This window comes from Achromobacter sp. GD03932, assembly GCF_029839485.1.
In the GTDB taxonomy this organism is placed as follows: domain Bacteria; phylum Pseudomonadota; class Gammaproteobacteria; order Burkholderiales; family Burkholderiaceae_B; genus Achromobacter; species Achromobacter bronchisepticus_A.
Map to the genome: position 1 here is coordinate 1 of NZ_JAOCAT010000035.1, position 17,467 is coordinate 17,467.

Consider the following 17,467-nt stretch of genomic DNA (forward strand, 5'->3'; position numbering starts at 1 on the left):
ACGTCGGGCAACACCAATTCGCCGACCATCATGATCGCGGAGCGGGCTGCCGACATGATCCGCGAGGATGCCGCGGCGCGCTGAAACGACGCCGGGCGCCGCAGAAAAGAAAGCCGCCCTCTTGGGGCGGCTTGCTGGCGATGGCGTCACTGCCTTCAGCGCAGCGAGCGGTACATCTCCTGGCGTTGCGGGTGGGTCAGCATCACTTGCCAGAGCTGGCCCTCGCGCGAGCGGAAGAAGCCCGCGCAGCACATCAGGTAGTACTTCCACATGCGGTAGAAGCGGTTGCCATAACGCGATTCCAGGCCGGGCCAGGCGCGCTCGAAGTTGTCCCACCAGGCCATCAGGGTGCGGTCGTAATCCGCGCCGAAGTTATGCCAGTCTTCAATGATGAAGCGGCTTTCCACGGCGGTGGCGATCTCCCGGGCCGATGGCAGCTTGCCGTTGGGAAACACGTAGCGGTCGATCCAGGGGTCGGTGCTCTGGCTGGTGGCGGCGATGCCGATGGTGTGCAGCAGGAACACGCCGTCCGGCGCCATCAGGCGCTGCACGTTGCTGAAGTAGGTGTCGTAGTTCTTGGGGCCGACGTGCTCGAACATGCCCACCGACACCACCTTGTCGAAGCTGCCCTGCAGGTCGCGGTAGTCCTGCAGCAGCAGTTGCACCGGCAGGCCCTTGACCCGTTCCTGCGCCAGCGCCAACTGCTCCTTGGACACGGTCACGCCCGTGACCTTGACGCCGTAGCGTTCGGCGGCGAAGCGCGCCAGCCCGCCCCAGCCGCAGCCGATATCCAGCAGCGTTTCGCCTTCGCGCAGCTGCAGCTTGCGGCAGATCATCTCCAGCTTGGCCAGCTGCGCCTCTTCCAGCGTCTGGGCGTTTTCCCAGTAGGCGCAGGAATAGATCATGCGGCTGTCCAGCATGGCCTCGAACACATCGTTGCCCGCATCGTAGTGCTGTTCGCCGACCTCGAACGCGCGGTGCTTGGACTGCAGGTTGAACAGCTTGTGGCGCAGGTGTTCGGCGATCAGCTTGACGCGCGCCAGGCCCAGCGCCGCCGACCCCATGTCCGCGCGCAGCAGGCGGGTGAACAGTTCGTCGAGCTGGTCGCAGTCCCATTCGCCGTCCATGTAGGATTCGCCCAGGCCCAGCGACCAGCTGGCGAAGACGCGGTCGTACATATGCTTGTCATGAACCTGGATGTCCCAGGGGCGGTTGCCGTTGATGCGGACGTCGGCCCGGGCCAGGATGTCCTGGAGCACTTTGGGAGGTTCGGGGGGAGGGGAACTGGCGGATTGATGGCCGGTGGCGGCCAGCGGCGAGGAAGGACTGCTCTGCTGCATACGGACTCCATATCAATTTTGGGATGACTGATCTGGCAATGCTTGAAACTTCCGACTCTGATCCTAACAGGTCCGCAACTCCAATTTAATGATTGGATCGCCTCGATAGGCAATGGCAATTCCGCGGCGGCGGCGATCCGGATGCCAGGATCGTAGCGACGACCGGGCCGATAGTCCAGAACCCCACGGCCGGGGTGTTGCGGCGGCGCAGCCCGCCGTCCTATAAGATACCGGCCTGGCGCGCCTTCGCCATGGCGCGCAACGACTTGTGGAGTGTATCGATGGTGGACGCCAGCCTGGAACCCCGTTTGGATTTCGTCACATGCGCCAGCCCGGCGGGCCTGCACCGCATGGCCTACTGGGAATGGGGCGACCCGGCCAACGACCAGGTGCTGGTCTGCGTGCACGGCCTGACCCGCAGCGGGCGGGACTTCGATACGCTGGCGCGGAGGCTGGCGGGGCGTTATCGCGTGGTCTGCCCGGACGTGGTGGGACGCGGCCGCTCCGACTGGCTGGCCAATCCCGCGTTTTACACGGTGCCGCAGTACGTCTCGGACATGGTGACCCTGCTTGCCCGCCTGAAGCCGGCGCGGCTGGCCTGGGTGGGGACGTCGATGGGCGGCCTGATCGGCCTGGCGCTGTCGGGCGCGGCCGTGTTCGCGCGCGCCATGCTGGCCATGCGTCCGCACGCGGGCATGCTGCCGCCCGAGCAAGGCTTCCATCTCGACAAGCTGGTGCTCAATGACGTCGGGCCGCGCCTGGAGACGGGCGCCCTGGCGCGCATCGGCCAGTACGTGGGCGAACCCGGCGAGTTCGCGAGCTTCGAAGAGGCCGTGGCCACCATGCGCGCCAACTCCACCACGTTCGGCCCGCATACCGACGCGCAGTGGGCGGACTTGGCGCGCTATCTGTATCCCCGGCAGGGCGATAAGTGGGTCAAGCATTACGACCTGGCGCTGTCGCAGGCCCTGGCCGCGCAGACCCCCGAGGAACTGGCGGCCGGCGAACAGATCCTGTGGCGTTCGTATGATTCCCTGCCGTGCCCCGTGCTGATCGTGCGCGGCGCGGAATCCGACTTGCTGACGCGCGCCACCGTCGAGGAAATGCTCAAGCGCAATCCGCGCGCACAGGCCCATGAAGTGGCCGGCGTGGGCCATGCGCCCACCTTGATCTCGGACGAGCAGGTGGATCCGGTCGCGTCCTTTCTGCTGTCCTGACCGCGCCGTAAACAGGGGACGGCTCGGCGCTATCCACGCTGCCGGGCCTTCTCTACAATAGCTGGATGAACGCGCGCACACTGAACATCGATCTGCATTGCCATTCCACCGTCTCGGACGGCTCGCTCGCGCCGCGCGACGTGGCGCAGCGCGCGCATGCCAACGGCGTGGACGTATGGGCCTTGACCGACCACGACGAAATCGGCGGTGTGGCCGAAGCGGCGCGCGCGGCGCGCGAGCTGGACATGGACTTCGCCACCGGCGTCGAGATCTCCGTGACCTGGGCGGGCGTGACCGTGCATATCGTGGGCCTGCGCTTCGACCCCGAGAACGCTGCCCTGATCGAAGGCCTGCGCAAGACCCGCTCCGGCCGCGCCGAACGCGCCAAGCGCATCGGCGAACGCCTGGCGGAAATGGGCATGCCCGGCGCCTATGAAGGCGCGCTGCCGTTCGCAGGCAACCCCGAACTCATCAGCCGCACGCACTTTGCGCGCTATCTGGTCGAAGCCGGTTATTGCCCCGACGTGCAGACCGTGTTCACCAAGCATTTGGGCGATGACCGCCCGGGCCACGTGCCCATGCAGTGGGCCACGCTGGCGGAAGCCGTGGGCTGGATCCGCGGCGCGGGCGGCATCGCCGTCATCGCGCATCCCGGCCGCTACAAGTACACGCCGCTGCAGTTTGCCGCGCTGTTCGACGAATTCCTGCAGCTGGGCGGCCTGGGCATCGAGGTCAACACCGGCAGCCATACCCCGGAAGAGGCCCGCTATTATGCGGATGTGGCGCGCCGCTATGGATTCCTGGCGTCGCGCGGTTCGGACTTCCATAGTCCGAAGGAAAGCCGGGTGGACCTGGGCCGCTTGCCGGCCTTGCCGCCCGACCTTAAACCGGTCTGGCACGACTGGTTCTGACGCGGGCGGCGGCCGGGCCGCCTTGCCCTTCAAGCTATCGACTGTGACCGCGCCGAGACGGCGCAACCGCCATGAACAAAGCCTTTGTCAAAGAGTCGGACAACGAGGACGACGACGATCTGCCGCAAGCCCAGGCCCTGCCTGCCGGCACCAAGAACTACATGACGCCCGGCGGCTATGAGCGCCTGCGCGGCGAACTCACGCACCTGATGAACGTGGAGCGTCCTTCGGTGGTGCAGGTGGTGTCGTGGGCCGCGTCCAACGGCGACCGTTCCGAGAACGGCGACTATCTGTACGGCAAGAAGCGCCTGCGCGAAATCGACCGCCGCATGCGCTTCTTGACCAAGCGGCTGGATATCGCCGAAGTGGTCGATCCGGCCGCGCAGCCCAACCGCGACCAGGTCTTCTTCGGCGCCACGGTGCTGTATTCCGACAAGGCCGGCGAGGAACACAACGTGACCATTGTCGGCGTCGACGAGGCCGAGCCGCTGGCGGGCAAGATCAGCTGGATTTCGCCGGTGGCGCGCGCGCTGATCAAGGCCAAGGAAGGCGACACCGTGGTGCTGCGCACGCCCGGCGGGATCGAAGAGCTGGACATCCTGGAAGTCAGCTATCCCGCATAAAAGAAAACGGGCGCCAGCTTGTGGCCGGCGCCCGTTGGTGGGCGGGATCTGACGTCCCTGCCTCGGTTGGCGGCTTGCGCCGCCGTTCCCCTGGGGCTTGCTGCTTGTTCTTTGCGGCCTACTTCTTGCGATTGGCGATCGACTTTTCAGCCAGGTTCACCAGGTCTTCGCCGATCTGCTTCTTCCACTTGTCATAGACGGGCTTGGTCACCTTGACGAAGGCCTCGTGGTCCGCCTGCGACAGCGAGGTCACGGTCACGCCGTGGCCCGCGATCTCCTTCAGCAGCGACGGGTCTTCAGGCGTCACGCCCTTGCGCGCGATCACGATCTGCTGCTTGCCGGCGTCCAGCGCGGCCTGGCGCACGATGTCGCGGTCCTTTTCGGACCAGGAATTCCAGACCTCGCGGTTGACCACGAAGATCAGCGGATCGGCCACGTAGTTCCACAGCGTCAGGTATTTCTGGCCCACGGTGTAGAGCTTGGAGCCGGTGTAGATCGACAGGGGATTTTCCTGGCCGTCCACCGCGCCGCTGGCCAGCGCCGGCTGGGCATCGGCCCAGCTCATCTGCGTGGGGTTGGCGCCCAGCGCGGTGAAGGTGTCGATGTACAGCGGCGAGCCCACCACGCGCAGCTTCAGGCCCTTCATGTCCTCGGGCTTCTTGATCTCGTGCTTGGAATTGCTCAGCTGGCGGTAGCCGTTCTCGCCCCAGGCCAGCGGCACCACGCCGGCCTTCTCGATGAGCTTGAACATTTCCTTGCCCACGTCGCCCTGCACCAGCGCATCGATGGCGGCGTAGTCGGGCATCAGGAAGGGCAGGGAGAACAGGTTCAGCTGCTTGACCTGCGGCGACCAGTTGATGGTGGAGCCCACGGCCATGTCGATCACGCCCTGGCGGATGGCGGTGAATTCGCGCGTCTGGTCGCCCTGGACCAGCGAGGTGCCGGGATAGACCTTGATGTTGATGCGGCCCTGCGTGCGCTCGCGCACCAGGTTCGACCAGATTTCAGCGCCCTGGCCCCACGGGAAGGTGGTGCCGACCACGATGGAGAGCTTGTATTCGGGCTTGTAGTTCTGCGCATGCGCAGGCGCCATGCCGACGACGGCCGCCGCGCACAGGGCCGCTCCGATCAGGTTGCGGAATTTCATGTTGCGTCTCCTCTCTTTGCGTGTCTGTTGTTGTAGTGAATACCGGTACCGCCGGCCTTGGGGTCGCCCCTTGGGGGCGTCCTGTTTGGCCCTTTCAATAACCCAGCTTCTTGGGCAGCCACAGCGCCAGCTGCGGGAACACCAGCACCGCGACCAGCACCAGGAACATCGCGCCCAGCAGCCACACCACCCAGCGCACCGTCGACTCCATCGGCACGCGCGCGATGCGGCACGACACCATCAGGTTCACGGCCAGCGGCGGGGTGAACTGGCCCAGGGCGACCTTCAAGGTCAGGATCACGCCGAACCACACCGGATCCCAGCCATAGGCGTTGGCGATGGGCATGAGCAGCGGCACGAAGATAAGGAAGATGGAGATGCCGTCCAGGAACATGCCTACCGTCATCAGCAGCAGGATCAGCAGCGCCAGCACACCCCATTCGCCCAATCCGGAGTTGACGATGGCGTGGGTGATGGGATCGATCACGCTCAGGGTGGAAAGCGCCCAGGCGAAGATGCCGGCCAGCGTGACCACCAGCATGATGACGGCGGACAGCTCGGCGGCTTCGCGCAGGATGGTGTACAGGTCGCGCAGCTTGATGGTGCGGTGGATGAACATGCCCACGAACAGGCCGTAGAACACCGCGACCACGGCCGCTTCGGTAGGCGTGAACCAGCCCATGCGCATGCCGCCCAGGATCAGCACCGGCGCGGCCAGGCCCCATGAGGCTTCGCGCAGGCTGGCCCAGAAAGGCGGGCGGGGCAGGTGGGCTTCCAGCGCGCCCATCTTGTACTTGCGCGACAGCCAGACCGCCGGAATGATGAGCGCGAAGCCGGCCAGGATGCCGGGGATCATGCCGGCGGCGAACAGCGCCGGCACCGATGCGCCAGGCACCAGCACCGAGTAGATGATGAAGGCCACCGAGGGCGGGATCAGGATGTCCGTGGCGGCGCCGGCCGCGACCACGGCAGCGGAGAACGAGCCCGGATAACCGGCGCGCGACATGGCGGTGATCATCACCGCGCCCACCGCGGCGGCGCAGGCCGGGCCGGAGCCGGAGATGCCGCCCAGGAACATGGCCACGGCGATCGATACCAGCGGCAGCATGCCCGGGCCGCGGCCGACGATGGCGATGGCGAAATCCACCAGCCGCTTGGCCACGCCGGAACGGTCGAAGATCGAGCCCACCAGCACGAACATGGGGATGGCCAGCAGCGGATACTTGGCCAGGCCGGCGTAGAAGTTCTGCGGCACGGTCAGCAGGCCATACCAGGGCGTGTCCAGGTTGGACAGCACGATGGCCACGGTTCCGCCCAGGCCCAGGGCCACGCCGACCGGCACGCCGATCAGCATCAGGACGATGAAGACGGTGAAGAGGATGGCGGCGATCATTGCTGATCCTGCCCGGCGGCGCGCCCGCTCTTGGCGATGCGGCGCAGCGTGCCGATGGTGCGCAGCGAGATCGCCGCGGCCATCACGGGCAGCCAGATCGAATACCACCAGGTCGGCACGCCGATGGCGGGCGAGGTCTCTTCGTAGATGTACTCGTCGGAAACCAGCTTCACCGACAGCACGGTCAACAGCAGGAAGAAGGCCAGCACGCAGCTGTTGGAGATCAGCGCCATGATGCGCTGGCGGCGCGGCGAACCCGAGTCCGCCAGGATCTCGATGCGGATGTGGTGGTTGCGCACGAAAGCCACGCTGCCGCCGGCCATGGTCAGCACGATCAGCAGGAACACCGAGATCTCTTCCGTCCAGGCAAAGGACTGGTCGGTGAAGTAGCGCACCAGCACATTCAGGAAGGTAATGATGGCCAGGGTCGCCAGCAGGATCACGGCCAGCCAGTCCTCGATGGCCAGCGGCACTTTGACTGCGGGATCTGATTCGGTGGGAATGATCGGTTCGACAGGCTCGGCGGGGGCTTCGGGGCGGGACATGTGAGGCAGCGGCCAGCGCGCGGGTAGGCGCCATGCATTAATGGGGGTCGCTGCATCCTACCGTTGCGCCGTGGGGCCGGAAGTTCGTGTTTTCCCGCGGTGCGGGATAAGCGCAACATGTTGCGCCGCCGCATAAGCGCTGGGCTTGCGGCGCGGCTGGTGTTGGGAAAGGTTCGCAATGGCGGGAATTTGTCGTCGATATTGCTCTGCACCATCAAACCGCGGGATGCCTGGAATTCTTTTGTAACAGTGGTCGAAATCGGGCCATCGGAGGTCGGTGGAACAAGCTCTCCGGGAAAACCCCCTAAACGGGTAAAATCACGTTTTGCTCTCCTTCTCTTTATACGGCGCCCGCATCGTGTCCCTAGTTCAGCATCTGCCTGGTTCCTCCGTCCTGTCCTCCTTCCGTCGCGATCGCCTCCTGGCGCAATTGAAGGAAGCCGGCCTGCCGGTGGCCGACATATCCGCCCGCTACGAGCACTTCGTCAGCACCGACGCGGCCCTGACGGCCGAACAGCAGCAACACCTGACCCAATTGCTGGACTACGGCACCCCCGCCACCGGCGACGCGCCGGCCAAGAGCCTGTCCCTGCTGGTGATCCCGCGCCTGGGCACGATTTCGCCCTGGGCCAGCAAGGCCACCGACATCGCCCACAACTGTGGCCTGGCGTCCGTGCACCGCATCGAGCGCGGCGTGCGCTACGTGATCACCCCCGAGCGCGGCCTGCTGGGTACCAAGTCGTTCGACGACGCCATGCTGGCGCGCGCGGCCGACTGCCTGCACGACCGCATGACCGAAACCGTGGTGGACGCCAGCTTCGACGGCCAGGCGCTGTTCCAGCCGCTGGCCGGCAAGCCCATGCGCACGGTCGATGTGCAGGCGCGCGGCGCCGAAGCCCTGGCCGAGGCCAACGTCTCGCTGGGCCTGGCGCTGTCGGACGATGAAATCGAGTACCTGGCCAAGTCCTTCAGCGACCTGGGCCGCGATCCCACCGACGTGGAACTGATGATGTTCGCCCAGGCGAACAGCGAACACTGCCGCCACAAGATCTTCAACGCCCAGTGGGTGATCGACGGCCAGGAACAGCCCAACACGCTGTTCGGCATGATCCGCGCCACCCACAAGGCGCAGCCCGAGGGCACCGTGGTCGCCTATTCGGACAACGCCGCCATCATGGAAGGCGGCCCCGCGCAGCGTTTCCAGGCCGGCGTGCCGGGCGTGACGGGCGAGGGCGTCGAAGGCGCCAAGTACATCCGCCGCAACACCACCGTGCACACGCTGATGAAGGTGGAAACCCACAACCACCCGACCGCGATCGCGCCGTTCCCCGGCGCCTCGACCGGCAACGGCGGCGAGATCCGCGACGAAGGCGCGACCGGCCGCGGCTCCAAGCCCAAGGCCGGCCTGACCGGCTTCACCGTGTCGCACCTGCGCTTTGACGATGCCTTGCAGCCCTGGGAAGCCGACCATCACGGCCTGCCGGAGCGCATCGCCTCGCCATTGTCCATCATGATCGACGGCCCCATTGGCGGCGCGGCGTTCAATAACGAATTCGGCCGTCCCAACCTGCTGGGCTATTTCCGTTCGTTCGAACAGACCGCCGGCGGCACGCGCTGGGGCTACCACAAGCCCATCATGATCGCGGGCGGCCTGGGCAGCATCGATGCCGGCCTGACGCACAAGGACGTGATTCCTCCGGGCGCGCTGCTGATCCAGCTGGGCGGCCCGGGCTTCCGCATCGGCATGGGCGGCGGCGCCGCCTCCAGCATCAGCATGGGCAGCAACTCGGCCGAACTGGACTTCGATTCCGTCCAGCGCGGCAACCCTGAAATCGAGCGCCGCGCCCAGGAGGTCATCGACCGCTGCTGGCAGCAGGCAGAGAACAACCCCATCATCGCGATCCACGACGTGGGCGCGGGCGGCCTGTCCAATGCGTTCCCGGAACTGGTGAACGACGCCGGCCGCGGCGCCATCTTCGACCTCAAGCGCGTGCCGCTGGAAGAATCGGGCCTGTCGCCCGCCGAAATCTGGAGCAACGAATCCCAGGAACGCTACGTCCTGTCGATCCTGCCCAAGGACCTGGAACGCTTTGACGCCATCGCCCGCCGCGAACGCTGCCCCTACGCGGTGGTGGGCGTGGCCACCGAAGAGCGCCAGCTGCGCGTGGTGGACGGCGAGGGCCTGCCGGGCCTTGACACCATCCGTCCGCAGGGCGAAGCCGAAGTGCGTCCGGTGGATGTGCCGATCGACGTCATCCTGGGCAAGCCGCCGCGCATGACCCGCGACGTCACGCGCCTGCCCGGCGTGTCCGCGCCGCTGGACCTCGCCGGCATCGACCTGACCGAAGCCGCCTACCGCGTGCTGCGCCACCCCACGGTGGCCAACAAGTCCTTCCTCATCACCATCGGCGACCGCACCGTGGGCGGGCTGTCCAGCCGCGACCAGATGGTCGGTCCGTGGCAGGTGCCGGTGGCTGACTGCGCCGTGACCCTGGCCGACTACGAAGGCTTCCGCGGCGAAGCCATGTCCATGGGCGAACGCACCCCGATCGCCATGCTGGACGCGCCGGCCTCCGGCCGCATGGCCGTGGCCGAGGCCCTGACCAACCTGGCCGCGGCCGACGTGGCGCGCCTGGAAGACATCAAGCTGTCGGCCAACTGGATGGCCGCCTGCGGCGTGGCCGGCCAGGACGCCGCGCTGTACGACACCGTGTCCGCCGTCAGCGAACTGTGCCAGGCCACCGGCCTGTCGATCCCGGTGGGCAAGGATTCCCTGTCCATGAAAACGTCCTGGGAACAGGACGGCGAACAGCGCCAGGTGGTGGCGCCGGTGTCGCTGATCGTCACGGCCTTCGCGCCCGTGGCCGACGTGCGCGCCAGCCTGACCCCGCAGCTGCGCACCGACGCCGGCGACAGCGTGCTGATCTTGATCGACCTGGGCCGCGGCCGCCACCGCATGGGCGGCTCGATCCTGGCGCAGGCCTACAACCAGGTCGGCGAAACCGTGCCGGACATCGACGCGCCGCAAGACCTGCGCGCGTTCTTCGTCACGATCCGCACCCTGGCCGAAGCCGGCACCATCCTGGCCTACCACGACCGTTCCGACGGCGGCCTGTTCGCGACCCTGACCGAAATGGCCTTCGCCGGCCGCACCGGCATCTCGGTCAACCTGGACATGCTGACCTTCGATCCGCAATCGGCGGATTGGGGCGATTACAAGATCCGTCCCGAGCAGGTGGCGGTGCAGCGCGAGGAACTGACGCTCAAGGCGCTGTTCTCCGAAGAAGCCGGCGCCGTCATCCAGGTGCCGGCCGCCCAGCGCGACGCCGTCATGCAGGTGCTGCGCGGCGCGGGCCTGTCGGCGCATTCGCACGTCATCGGCGGCCTGAATGGCGCCGACGAAGTCGAGTTCTACCGCGACGGCAAGAAGGTCTGGGGCCAGCCGCGCGCCGAACTCGGCCGCGCCTGGAGCGAAGTGTCCTACCGCATCATGTCGCGCCGCGATAACCCGGCCTGCGCCCAGGCCGAGCTCGACGTCTGGAACGACGTCACGGATCCGGGCATGAGCCCCAACGTGGACTTCGACCCCCAGGAAGACGTGGCCGCGCCCTTCATCAACACCGGCAAGCGTCCGCGCGTCGCGATCCTGCGCGAGCAGGGCTGCAACAGCCAGGTGGAAATGGGCTGGGCCTTCGACACCGCCGGCTTTGAAGCCATCGACGTGCACATGACCGACCTGTTGTCCGGCCGTGTGGATCTTGCGCAGGTGCAAGGCCTGGTGGCCGTGGGCGGCTTCAGCTACGGCGACGTGCTGGGCGCCGGCGAAGGCTGGGCGCGCACCATCCGCTTCAACAGCAAGCTGTCGGATCAGTTCGCCGCCTACTTCGCGCGTCCCGATACCTTCGCGCTGGGCGTGTGCAACGGCTGCCAGATGATGGCCGCGCTGGCGCCGATGATTCCGGGCGCAGAATTCTGGCCGCGCTTCACGCGCAACCTGTCGGAAAAATACGAAGCCCGCCTGGCGATGATCGAAGTGGCCAAGTCGCCGTCGATCTTCTTCGCCGGCATGGAAGGCGCGCGCATTCCGGTGGCCGTGGCGCACGGCGAAGGCTATGCGGACTTCTCGCAGCAGGGCGACGCCAGCCGCCTGCTGGCCGCCGCGCGCTACATCGACAACCGCGGCCAGGCCACGGAAGCCTATCCGTTCAACCCGAACGGCAGCCCGGGCGGCCTGACCTCGGTCACCACCGCCGACGGCCGCTTCACGGTCATGATGCCGCACCCGGAACGCGTGACGCGCAACGTCATGATGTCCTGGGCGCCCGAGAAGTGGGGCAAGGCGGATGCCGGCGGCGCGTTCAGCCCCTGGATGCGCATCTTCCGCAACGCGCGCGTCTGGCTGAAGTAAGCCAAACGCTGGCGCCGGGGCTTGCTTCCCGGCGCTTGCGCGAAACGCCCCGCTACTTGGCGGGGCGTTTTCATTGTGGCGCTCAGAACTGGTACTTCACCCGGCCGATGACGCTGCGGCGGCTGCCCGGATAGCAATCGCTCAGGTCGGAGCAGGTCGCCAGGTATTCCTTGTCGAACAGATTGGTGGCGTTGACCGACAGCGTCAGGTGCTTGTCCACCGCATAGGACACGCCCGCGTCCACCAGCGTGCGCCCGGCGATCTCCAGCGTGTTGGCGTTGTCGCCGTAGGTCGAGCCCACGTAGCGCAGGCCTGCGCCCAGGCTCAGTCCGGCCAGCGCGCTGTTGCGCACCGTGTAGTTCAGCCAGCCCGACGCGCTGTGCTCGGGCACCAGGGCAGGGCGGTTGCCTTCCGTGCCGTTGTTGGCGCGCGTGATGCGGGCGCGCACATAGGTATAGGAACCGGTGAAGTCCCAGCCGTCGCCCAGGCTGAACTTGCCTTCCAGTTCCACGCCGCGCGACTGCACCTCGCCCGAAGCGACCTGGAATCCGGGGTTTTGCAGGTCATTGGTCAGTACGTTGCTCTTCTTGATGTCGAAGACCGCCAGCGTGTAGAGCGCATTCGACCCGGGCGGCTGGAACTTGACGCCGCCTTCCCATTGGCGTCCGCGCGAGGGCGCGAACGGAGAACTGCCATTGGCCGGCGCCGAGGTTCCGGTATTGGGCAGGAAGGACTGGGCGAAGCTGACGTAGGGCGCGACGCCGTTGGGCATGACGTAGTTCAGGCCGGCGCGGCCGCTGAAGCGGCTGCCGCTTTGATCGGAGTCGTTGTTCAGGATCCGGTTTTCGGTCTTCTGGCTGTACCAGTCGTAGCGGCCGCCCAGGGTCAGCACCCAGCGTTCGTCGAAGCGAACCTGGTCCTGCAGATACAGGCCGGTCTGGTGCGTGCGCTCCAGGTAGTTGGCCAGCGGTATGGTCGGCGTGGGCACGTCCACGCCATAGACTGGATCAAAGGGGTTCAGGCTGGGGGCGGGCCCCATGGTGCGCGACACGTCCGCGCTGCTGCGGTTGAAGTCCAGGCCCAGCAGCAGCGTATGGGCCAGCGGGCCGGTGCGCAGGTCGAACTGGGCTTGGTTGTCCAACGCCAGCGCGGTCATGCTTTCGTCGTAGCGGCGGGCAGTGCGGGCGATGCCGGTGGGCGTCAGGCCGGCCAGGAACATGTTGTCCAGGATCGAATCGACCCGCCCGTAGCGCAGGTTCTGCCGCACCTGCAGCGTGTCGTTGAAACGATGCTCGAACAGATACCCGATGCTCTTCTGGTCCTGGTCGTAGCGATTGAAATTGGGATCGCCGTTGCGCAGATTGGTGGGCTTGCCGTTCACCGTAACCGTGCCGATGGTGCCGCCGGAACGGTCGCGCAGGTACTCCGTTAGCAGCGTGAAGCGGGTCGCGGCGGAAGGGGCCCAGGTCAGCGAAGGCGCCAGAAAGAGGCGGTCGTCGGAAATGCGGTCGCCGTTGGGGTAGGTGAATTGCGTGTTGGCGTCGCGCGCCACGCCGATGATGCGGTACATCAGCGTGCCGTCTTCGGTCGCGGGGCCGGTCAGATCGACCGCGGCCTGCTTGCGCTGGAAGCTGCCGTACTCCAGCTCGGCCTCGTAGTGCGGCGTGGCCGAGGGCAGCTTGCTCACGCGGTTGATGACCCCGCCCGCGTCGCCCTGGCCGTACAGCACGGAAGAAGGGCCGCGCAGCACTTCGATACGATCCAGCGCGTAGGGTTCGCTGCGGAACAGGGTGTAGCCGGACGTGGCCTGGCGCAGGCCGTCCTTGTAGTCGCTGGTGGCCTGGGCGTTGAAGCCGCGCAGCATGACCCAATCGAAGCCCTTGGGATCCACGCCATACGTTTCCACCGTCACGCCGGGCACGTAGCGCAGCACTTCGGTCACGCTTTGCGCGTTCTGCGCTTCCATCTGCGCCCGCGTCACCACCGAGATCGACTGCGGGACTTCCAGGATGGGCGTGTCGGTCTTGGTGCCGGCCCGGGTTTCCTCGGCCACGTAGCTGTCGGGCGCCACGCTCGAGGCCCGCACGGTGACAGACTCCAGCGTGGAAATGCCTGCCGCGCCGGGCGGCAGCGGACGCAGCACGTAGCCGCCGCCTTCCTGCCGCGCGGCCAGGCCGCTGCCGGCGAGGATCGCGGCATAGCCCGCGTTCAGGCCATAGGCGCCGCGCAGGCCGGGGCTGCGGCGGCCCGCGGTCAGGGCGCCGTCGATGGCGATGGTCACGCCCGCCTGCTGGGAGTAGGCGTTCAGCACCTGGTCCAATGGGCCGGCGGGAATGTCGTAGCTCCTGGCGGCCCGCTCCTGGGGCGAGGGGGAGCCTGGTCCCGCAGCCATGGCGGCGGGGGGCGCGGCCAGCGCCAGGGCGGTCAGCGCCAGCGCCAGCGTGCTGCGGGCGGGCTTGGGAGTGGAGCGGGCTTGCATGGAGTGGGTTCCTCGTTGCGGACGTGAATGCTGCGGATATGCAGGTATCCCGAACGAGAAATAAAAAGTGCTACGGTTTTCGCGGATTTTTCTGTAGAGGGCTATCTGGGTTCCACCACCACCCAATAAGCCGTGTAGCGCGACACGCGCAGCGGCAGGGCTCTTGCAAGCGAGGCCAGGATCCGGTCCGTGTCGTCCAGGGCGTACACGCCCGACACGATCAGGTCGGCCACGCGCGGGTCGCAGCGGATCACGCCGCGCCGGTAGCGCCCGACCTGGTCCAGGAAGTCCGCCAGGCGCAGCCGTTCGGCCACCAGTTGGCCGCGCAGCCAGGCCGGCGCCTGCTGCAGGGCGTCCGGCATCGGCTCGGCCGCCAGCGGCGTGAACGCGGCGGACTGGCCCGCGTCCAGGCGCAGGGGGTGGCCCCGCGAGGGCTGGATCTCCACCGCGCCTTCGTAGACGCCGACCCGTATCCGGTCGCGCTGCTGCTCCACGGTGAACCGGGTGCCCAGCGCCTGCACATCGCCATAGGCGGTGGCGACGAAGAAGGGGCGGCCCGCGGCAGCCGGGCCGTGGCCGGTTTGCACGTAGATCTCGCCGCGCCGCAGGACCAGCCGGCGCGCCTCGGCGGTGTATTCCATGTCCACGGCGCTAGCGCCGTTGAGTATGAGCCGGGTGCCGTCGGCCAGCATGATTTCGCGCCGTTCGCCTGCCGCGCTGCGATAGTCCGCGGCGTAGGGCTGCCAAGGCAGGCGTTGGGCCGCCAGGCCCGCGGCGCCGGCGCCCAGCACCGCCCAGCCCATCAGGCGCAGGGCTTTGCGGCGTCCCGCCTGCCGGCCGGAGCGGGCCAGCGCCTGGGCAGAGGCCTCGGGCGAAACGTCCATCAGCCGCGTGTCGATCCGCTGCACCTGCTGCCAGGCGCGTTCATGGTCCGGATGGGCCGCGCGCCAGCGTTGCCAGGCCGCGCGTTCGTCGGCGCTGGCTTCGCCGGACCACAGGATGACCAGCCATTCCAGTCCTTGCGCCAGTATCGGTTCGGGGATGTCCCCGTGCCGGGCGCTCACAGCGCGGCCAGGCAGGCTTGGGCGGCGCGCAGCATGTGCTTGCGCACCAGCGCCACCGACACGCCCAGGCTTTGCGCGATGTCGGAATAGGTCCGGCCCTCGAAGCGGGACAGGATGAAGACCTGGCGGGCGCGGGCGGGCAGGGCGTCCAGCGCGGCGTCCACCGCCATCAGCGTTTCCAGCGCCAGCGCGCGCGCCTCGGCCGAAGGCATGTGCGCTTCGGGCAGGCTGGCCAAGGCGTCCAGATAGGCGCTTTCCAGGGCGCGGCGGCGGTACAGGTCCACCACCAGACCCTTGGCGATCTGGGTGAGGAAGGCGCGCGCCTGGCCGGCTTCGGGCAGGCGGCCCGAGTTCAGCAGCCGCTCGTACGTGTCGTGCGATAGGTCGGCCGCGTCATGGGCGCAACCCAGCCGCCGCCGCAGCCAGCCCGCCAGCCATCCATGATGGTCGCGGTAGAGCAGGTTCAAGGCATGTTGCGCCGTGGGCTGGGTGGCCGCCGTCACGATGGGTTTCCGTCAGGTCCAAAGATTGCAAATGATAATCGTTGTTAATTGTGTTGGACAAGGGCGACGCCGCAGGAAATGCGTCATGCAATCAAATGAGATGTTTAACTTTTCATTGCAACCTGTCGTAAAGCATAGGTAGCCGCTATACGCAACCCGGAGTGACCCCAATGTTCCAGAATCTCAGTATTCGCGCGGTCTTGACGACCGCTTTAGCCGTTTTCTTCGCGCTTTTCCTGCTAACCGGCATCGCCGTCCACCAGCAGCTGACGTCCAACCGCAATTCCATCGAGGTGCTGCTGGACACCAACCTGGTCCGCGCCAATGCCGTGAACGGCGCCGGCACCGAACTGCTGCGCGCCCGCCTGGTGCTGCTGGCCGCGCAGACCGCGCTGATGGAAGGCAAGAGCCTGGACAACCTGGCCAGCATGCAGCGCCTGGACGGCTATACCAAAAAGGCCGGCGAGCTGATCGACCTGGTGCGCAAGACTCCCGAAACCTCGGCCCAGGGCAAGCCCCTGCTGGACGCGGCCCTGGCGGCCTACGACGTCTATCACCGCGACGCCATCGTGCCCATGATTGCGGCCATCCGCGCCGGCAACGCCCAGGATTCCAATCGCCTCAACCTGGAAAAAGTCACGCCGCTGGGCCTGACCTTTACCGCCGCCATCCAGAAATACGTGGACTATGCCGACGAGGTCGGCCAGCGCGTGGCGCGTGACGCCTCCACCCGCATCAACGGCGCGATCGCCGTCCTGGTCGGCCTGCTGGTCGTGGTGGCCGCGCTGGTGGTGGGCCTGTACGCGGTGTTCGGCCGCGCGGTGTTCCGTCCGCTGCATGAAGCCGGGCGCCTGTTCGACCGCATTGCCGGCGGCGACCTGACCAACCGCATCGAGCAACGCGGCAACAACGAAATCGGCGTGCTCTACGCCGCCGTCAAGCGCATGCAGGACAGCCTGGCGCGCACCGTGTCGGCCGTGCGCCTGGGCGTGGAAGAGATCCACACCGGCGCGCGCGAAATCGCCGCGGGCAACATCGACCTGTCTTCGCGCACCGAACAGCAGGCCGCCTCGCTGGAGGAAACCGCCGCCAGCATGGATGAGCTGTCGTCCACCGTGCGCAACAACGCGGAAAGCTCGCGCAGCGCCTCGGAACTGGCCGTGGCGGCATCCGAAGTGGCCACGCGCGGCGGCCAGGCCGTGGGCGACGTGGTCGGCACCATGCGCGGCATCGCCGACAGCTCCAACCGCATCGCCGACATCGTCGGCGTGATCGACGGCATCGCCTTCCAGACCAACATCCTGGCGCTGAACGCCGCGGTGGAAGCGGCGCGCGCCGGCGAGCAGGGCAAGGGCTTCGCGGTCGTGGCCAGCGAAGTGCGCGCCCTGGCGCAGCGCAGCGCTGCCGCCGCCAAGGAAATCAAGGGCTTGATCGACGACTCCGTGCAGAAGGTATCGATCGGTTCCGACCAGGTTGAAGCCGCCGGCGCCACCATGCAGGAAATCGTGACCTCGGTGCGCCGCGTGACGGACATCATCAACGAAATTTCCAGCGCGTCCGAGGAGCAGTCGCAAGGCATCCAGCAGGTCAACCAGGCCGTGTCGCAGATGGACAGCGTGACACAGCAGAACGCGGCGCTGGTCGAGCAGGCCGCGGCGTCCGCGGCATCCCTGGAAACCCAGTCGCAGCGCCTGCGCGAAGCGGTGGCCGTGTTCAAGCTGCAGACCGGCCGAGTGATCGACGCCGATGCGCCGGCCGTGGGCCGCAACGGCGAACCGGCTTTGCTCGGCGCCTGAACGCGCCAGCACATGGCGGCCGGCCCGGATGGCTGGCCGTG

Annotated in this window: 12 protein-coding genes; 5 read left to right on the forward strand and 7 right to left on the reverse strand. The window is 67.2% G+C overall.

Annotated features, from left to right (window positions below; translation table 11 throughout):
- Positions 1–155: 155 nt before the first annotated feature.
- On the reverse strand, positions 156–1,340 hold the full coding sequence (gene cfa, locus N5C88_RS26355; RefSeq protein WP_118932097.1) for a cyclopropane fatty acyl phospholipid synthase: 1,185 nt from the start codon (positions 1,338–1,340) through the stop codon (positions 156–158).
- Between the two features lie 281 nt (positions 1,341–1,621).
- On the opposite strand from cfa, the gene N5C88_RS26360 reads away from it, so the two are divergent.
- The 3 genes from N5C88_RS26360 to greB all read left to right on the forward strand — a co-directional run bounded on the left by N5C88_RS26360 (position 1,622) and on the right by greB (position 4,091).
- Positions 1,622–2,557, forward strand: coding sequence for an alpha/beta hydrolase (locus N5C88_RS26360; protein ID WP_059373403.1), 936 nt, complete (start codon positions 1,622–1,624; stop codon positions 2,555–2,557).
- A 65-nt stretch (positions 2,558–2,622) separates the two neighbouring features.
- Positions 2,623–3,468, forward strand: coding sequence for a 3',5'-nucleoside bisphosphate phosphatase (locus N5C88_RS26365; RefSeq protein WP_059373401.1), 846 nt, complete (start codon positions 2,623–2,625; stop codon positions 3,466–3,468).
- Positions 3,469–3,539: 71 nt separating this feature from the next.
- Positions 3,540–4,091 carry a transcription elongation factor GreB gene (greB, locus tag N5C88_RS26370; RefSeq protein ID WP_059373400.1) on the forward strand — a complete coding sequence of 184 codons (552 nt, stop codon included), beginning with the start codon at positions 3,540–3,542 and terminating at the stop codon, positions 4,089–4,091.
- A gap of 118 nt (positions 4,092–4,209) precedes the next feature.
- Here the strand turns inward: greB and N5C88_RS26375 are convergent, their stop codons facing one another.
- The 3 genes from N5C88_RS26375 to N5C88_RS26385 all read right to left on the reverse strand — a co-directional run bounded on the left by N5C88_RS26375 (position 4,210) and on the right by N5C88_RS26385 (position 7,176).
- Positions 4,210–5,238, reverse strand: coding sequence for a DctP family TRAP transporter solute-binding subunit (locus tag N5C88_RS26375; RefSeq protein ID WP_059373398.1), 1,029 nt, complete (start codon positions 5,236–5,238; stop codon positions 4,210–4,212).
- A 94-nt stretch (positions 5,239–5,332) separates the two neighbouring features.
- The gene (locus N5C88_RS26380) at positions 5,333–6,631 is read right to left on the reverse strand and encodes a TRAP transporter large permease (protein ID WP_059373396.1); all 1,299 of its coding nucleotides are present in this window, start codon (positions 6,629–6,631) and stop codon (positions 5,333–5,335) included.
- Positions 6,628–7,176 (reverse strand): TRAP transporter small permease, encoded by a 549-nt coding sequence (locus N5C88_RS26385; RefSeq protein WP_059373394.1) that lies wholly within the window; start codon positions 7,174–7,176, stop codon positions 6,628–6,630. The genes N5C88_RS26380 and N5C88_RS26385 overlap by 4 nt, the downstream gene beginning before the upstream one ends.
- Before the next feature lie 358 nt (positions 7,177–7,534).
- Between N5C88_RS26385 and purL the strand changes: the two genes are divergently transcribed.
- The gene (gene purL / locus N5C88_RS26390; RefSeq protein ID WP_059373666.1) at positions 7,535–11,584 is read left to right on the forward strand and encodes a phosphoribosylformylglycinamidine synthase; all 4,050 of its coding nucleotides are present in this window, start codon (positions 7,535–7,537) and stop codon (positions 11,582–11,584) included.
- A gap of 82 nt (positions 11,585–11,666) precedes the next feature.
- Here the strand turns inward: purL and N5C88_RS26395 are convergent, their stop codons facing one another.
- From N5C88_RS26395 to N5C88_RS26405, 3 genes are all read right to left on the reverse strand, one after another.
- On the reverse strand, positions 11,667–14,063 hold the full coding sequence (locus N5C88_RS26395; protein ID WP_280016542.1) for a TonB-dependent siderophore receptor: 2,397 nt from the start codon (positions 14,061–14,063) through the stop codon (positions 11,667–11,669).
- Positions 14,064–14,164: 101 nt separating this feature from the next.
- A complete protein-coding gene (locus N5C88_RS26400) occupies positions 14,165–15,127 on the reverse strand; it encodes a FecR family protein (protein WP_118932101.1) in 963 nt (320 codons plus the stop codon).
- A complete protein-coding gene (locus N5C88_RS26405) occupies positions 15,124–15,630 on the reverse strand; it encodes a sigma-70 family RNA polymerase sigma factor (protein ID WP_118932102.1) in 507 nt (168 codons plus the stop codon). The genes N5C88_RS26400 and N5C88_RS26405 overlap by 4 nt, the downstream gene beginning before the upstream one ends.
- A 170-nt stretch (positions 15,631–15,800) precedes the next feature.
- On the opposite strand from N5C88_RS26405, the gene N5C88_RS26410 reads away from it, so the two are divergent.
- A complete protein-coding gene (locus N5C88_RS26410; protein ID WP_118932103.1) occupies positions 15,801–17,426 on the forward strand; it encodes a methyl-accepting chemotaxis protein in 1,626 nt (541 codons plus the stop codon).
- The last annotated feature ends 41 nt before the right edge of the window (positions 17,427–17,467 follow it).

Coding starts and splice junctions, on each gene's coding strand:
- cfa (WP_118932097.1), bottom strand. CDS start 1,340: ATGCAGCAGAGCAGTCCTTCCTCGCCGCTGGCCGCCACCGGCCATCAA.
- N5C88_RS26360 (WP_059373403.1), top strand. CDS start 1,622: ATGGTGGACGCCAGCCTGGAACCCCGTTTGGATTTCGTCACATGCGCC.
- N5C88_RS26365 (WP_059373401.1), top strand. CDS start 2,623: ATGAACGCGCGCACACTGAACATCGATCTGCATTGCCATTCCACCGTC.
- greB (WP_059373400.1), top strand. CDS start 3,540: ATGAACAAAGCCTTTGTCAAAGAGTCGGACAACGAGGACGACGACGAT.
- N5C88_RS26375 (WP_059373398.1), bottom strand. CDS start 5,238: ATGAAATTCCGCAACCTGATCGGAGCGGCCCTGTGCGCGGCGGCCGTC.
- N5C88_RS26380 (WP_059373396.1), bottom strand. CDS start 6,631: ATGATCGCCGCCATCCTCTTCACCGTCTTCATCGTCCTGATGCTGATC.
- N5C88_RS26385 (WP_059373394.1), bottom strand. CDS start 7,176: ATGTCCCGCCCCGAAGCCCCCGCCGAGCCTGTCGAACCGATCATTCCC.
- N5C88_RS26395 (WP_280016542.1), bottom strand. CDS start 14,063: ATGCAAGCCCGCTCCACTCCCAAGCCCGCCCGCAGCACGCTGGCGCTG.
- N5C88_RS26410 (WP_118932103.1), top strand. CDS start 15,801: ATGTTCCAGAATCTCAGTATTCGCGCGGTCTTGACGACCGCTTTAGCC.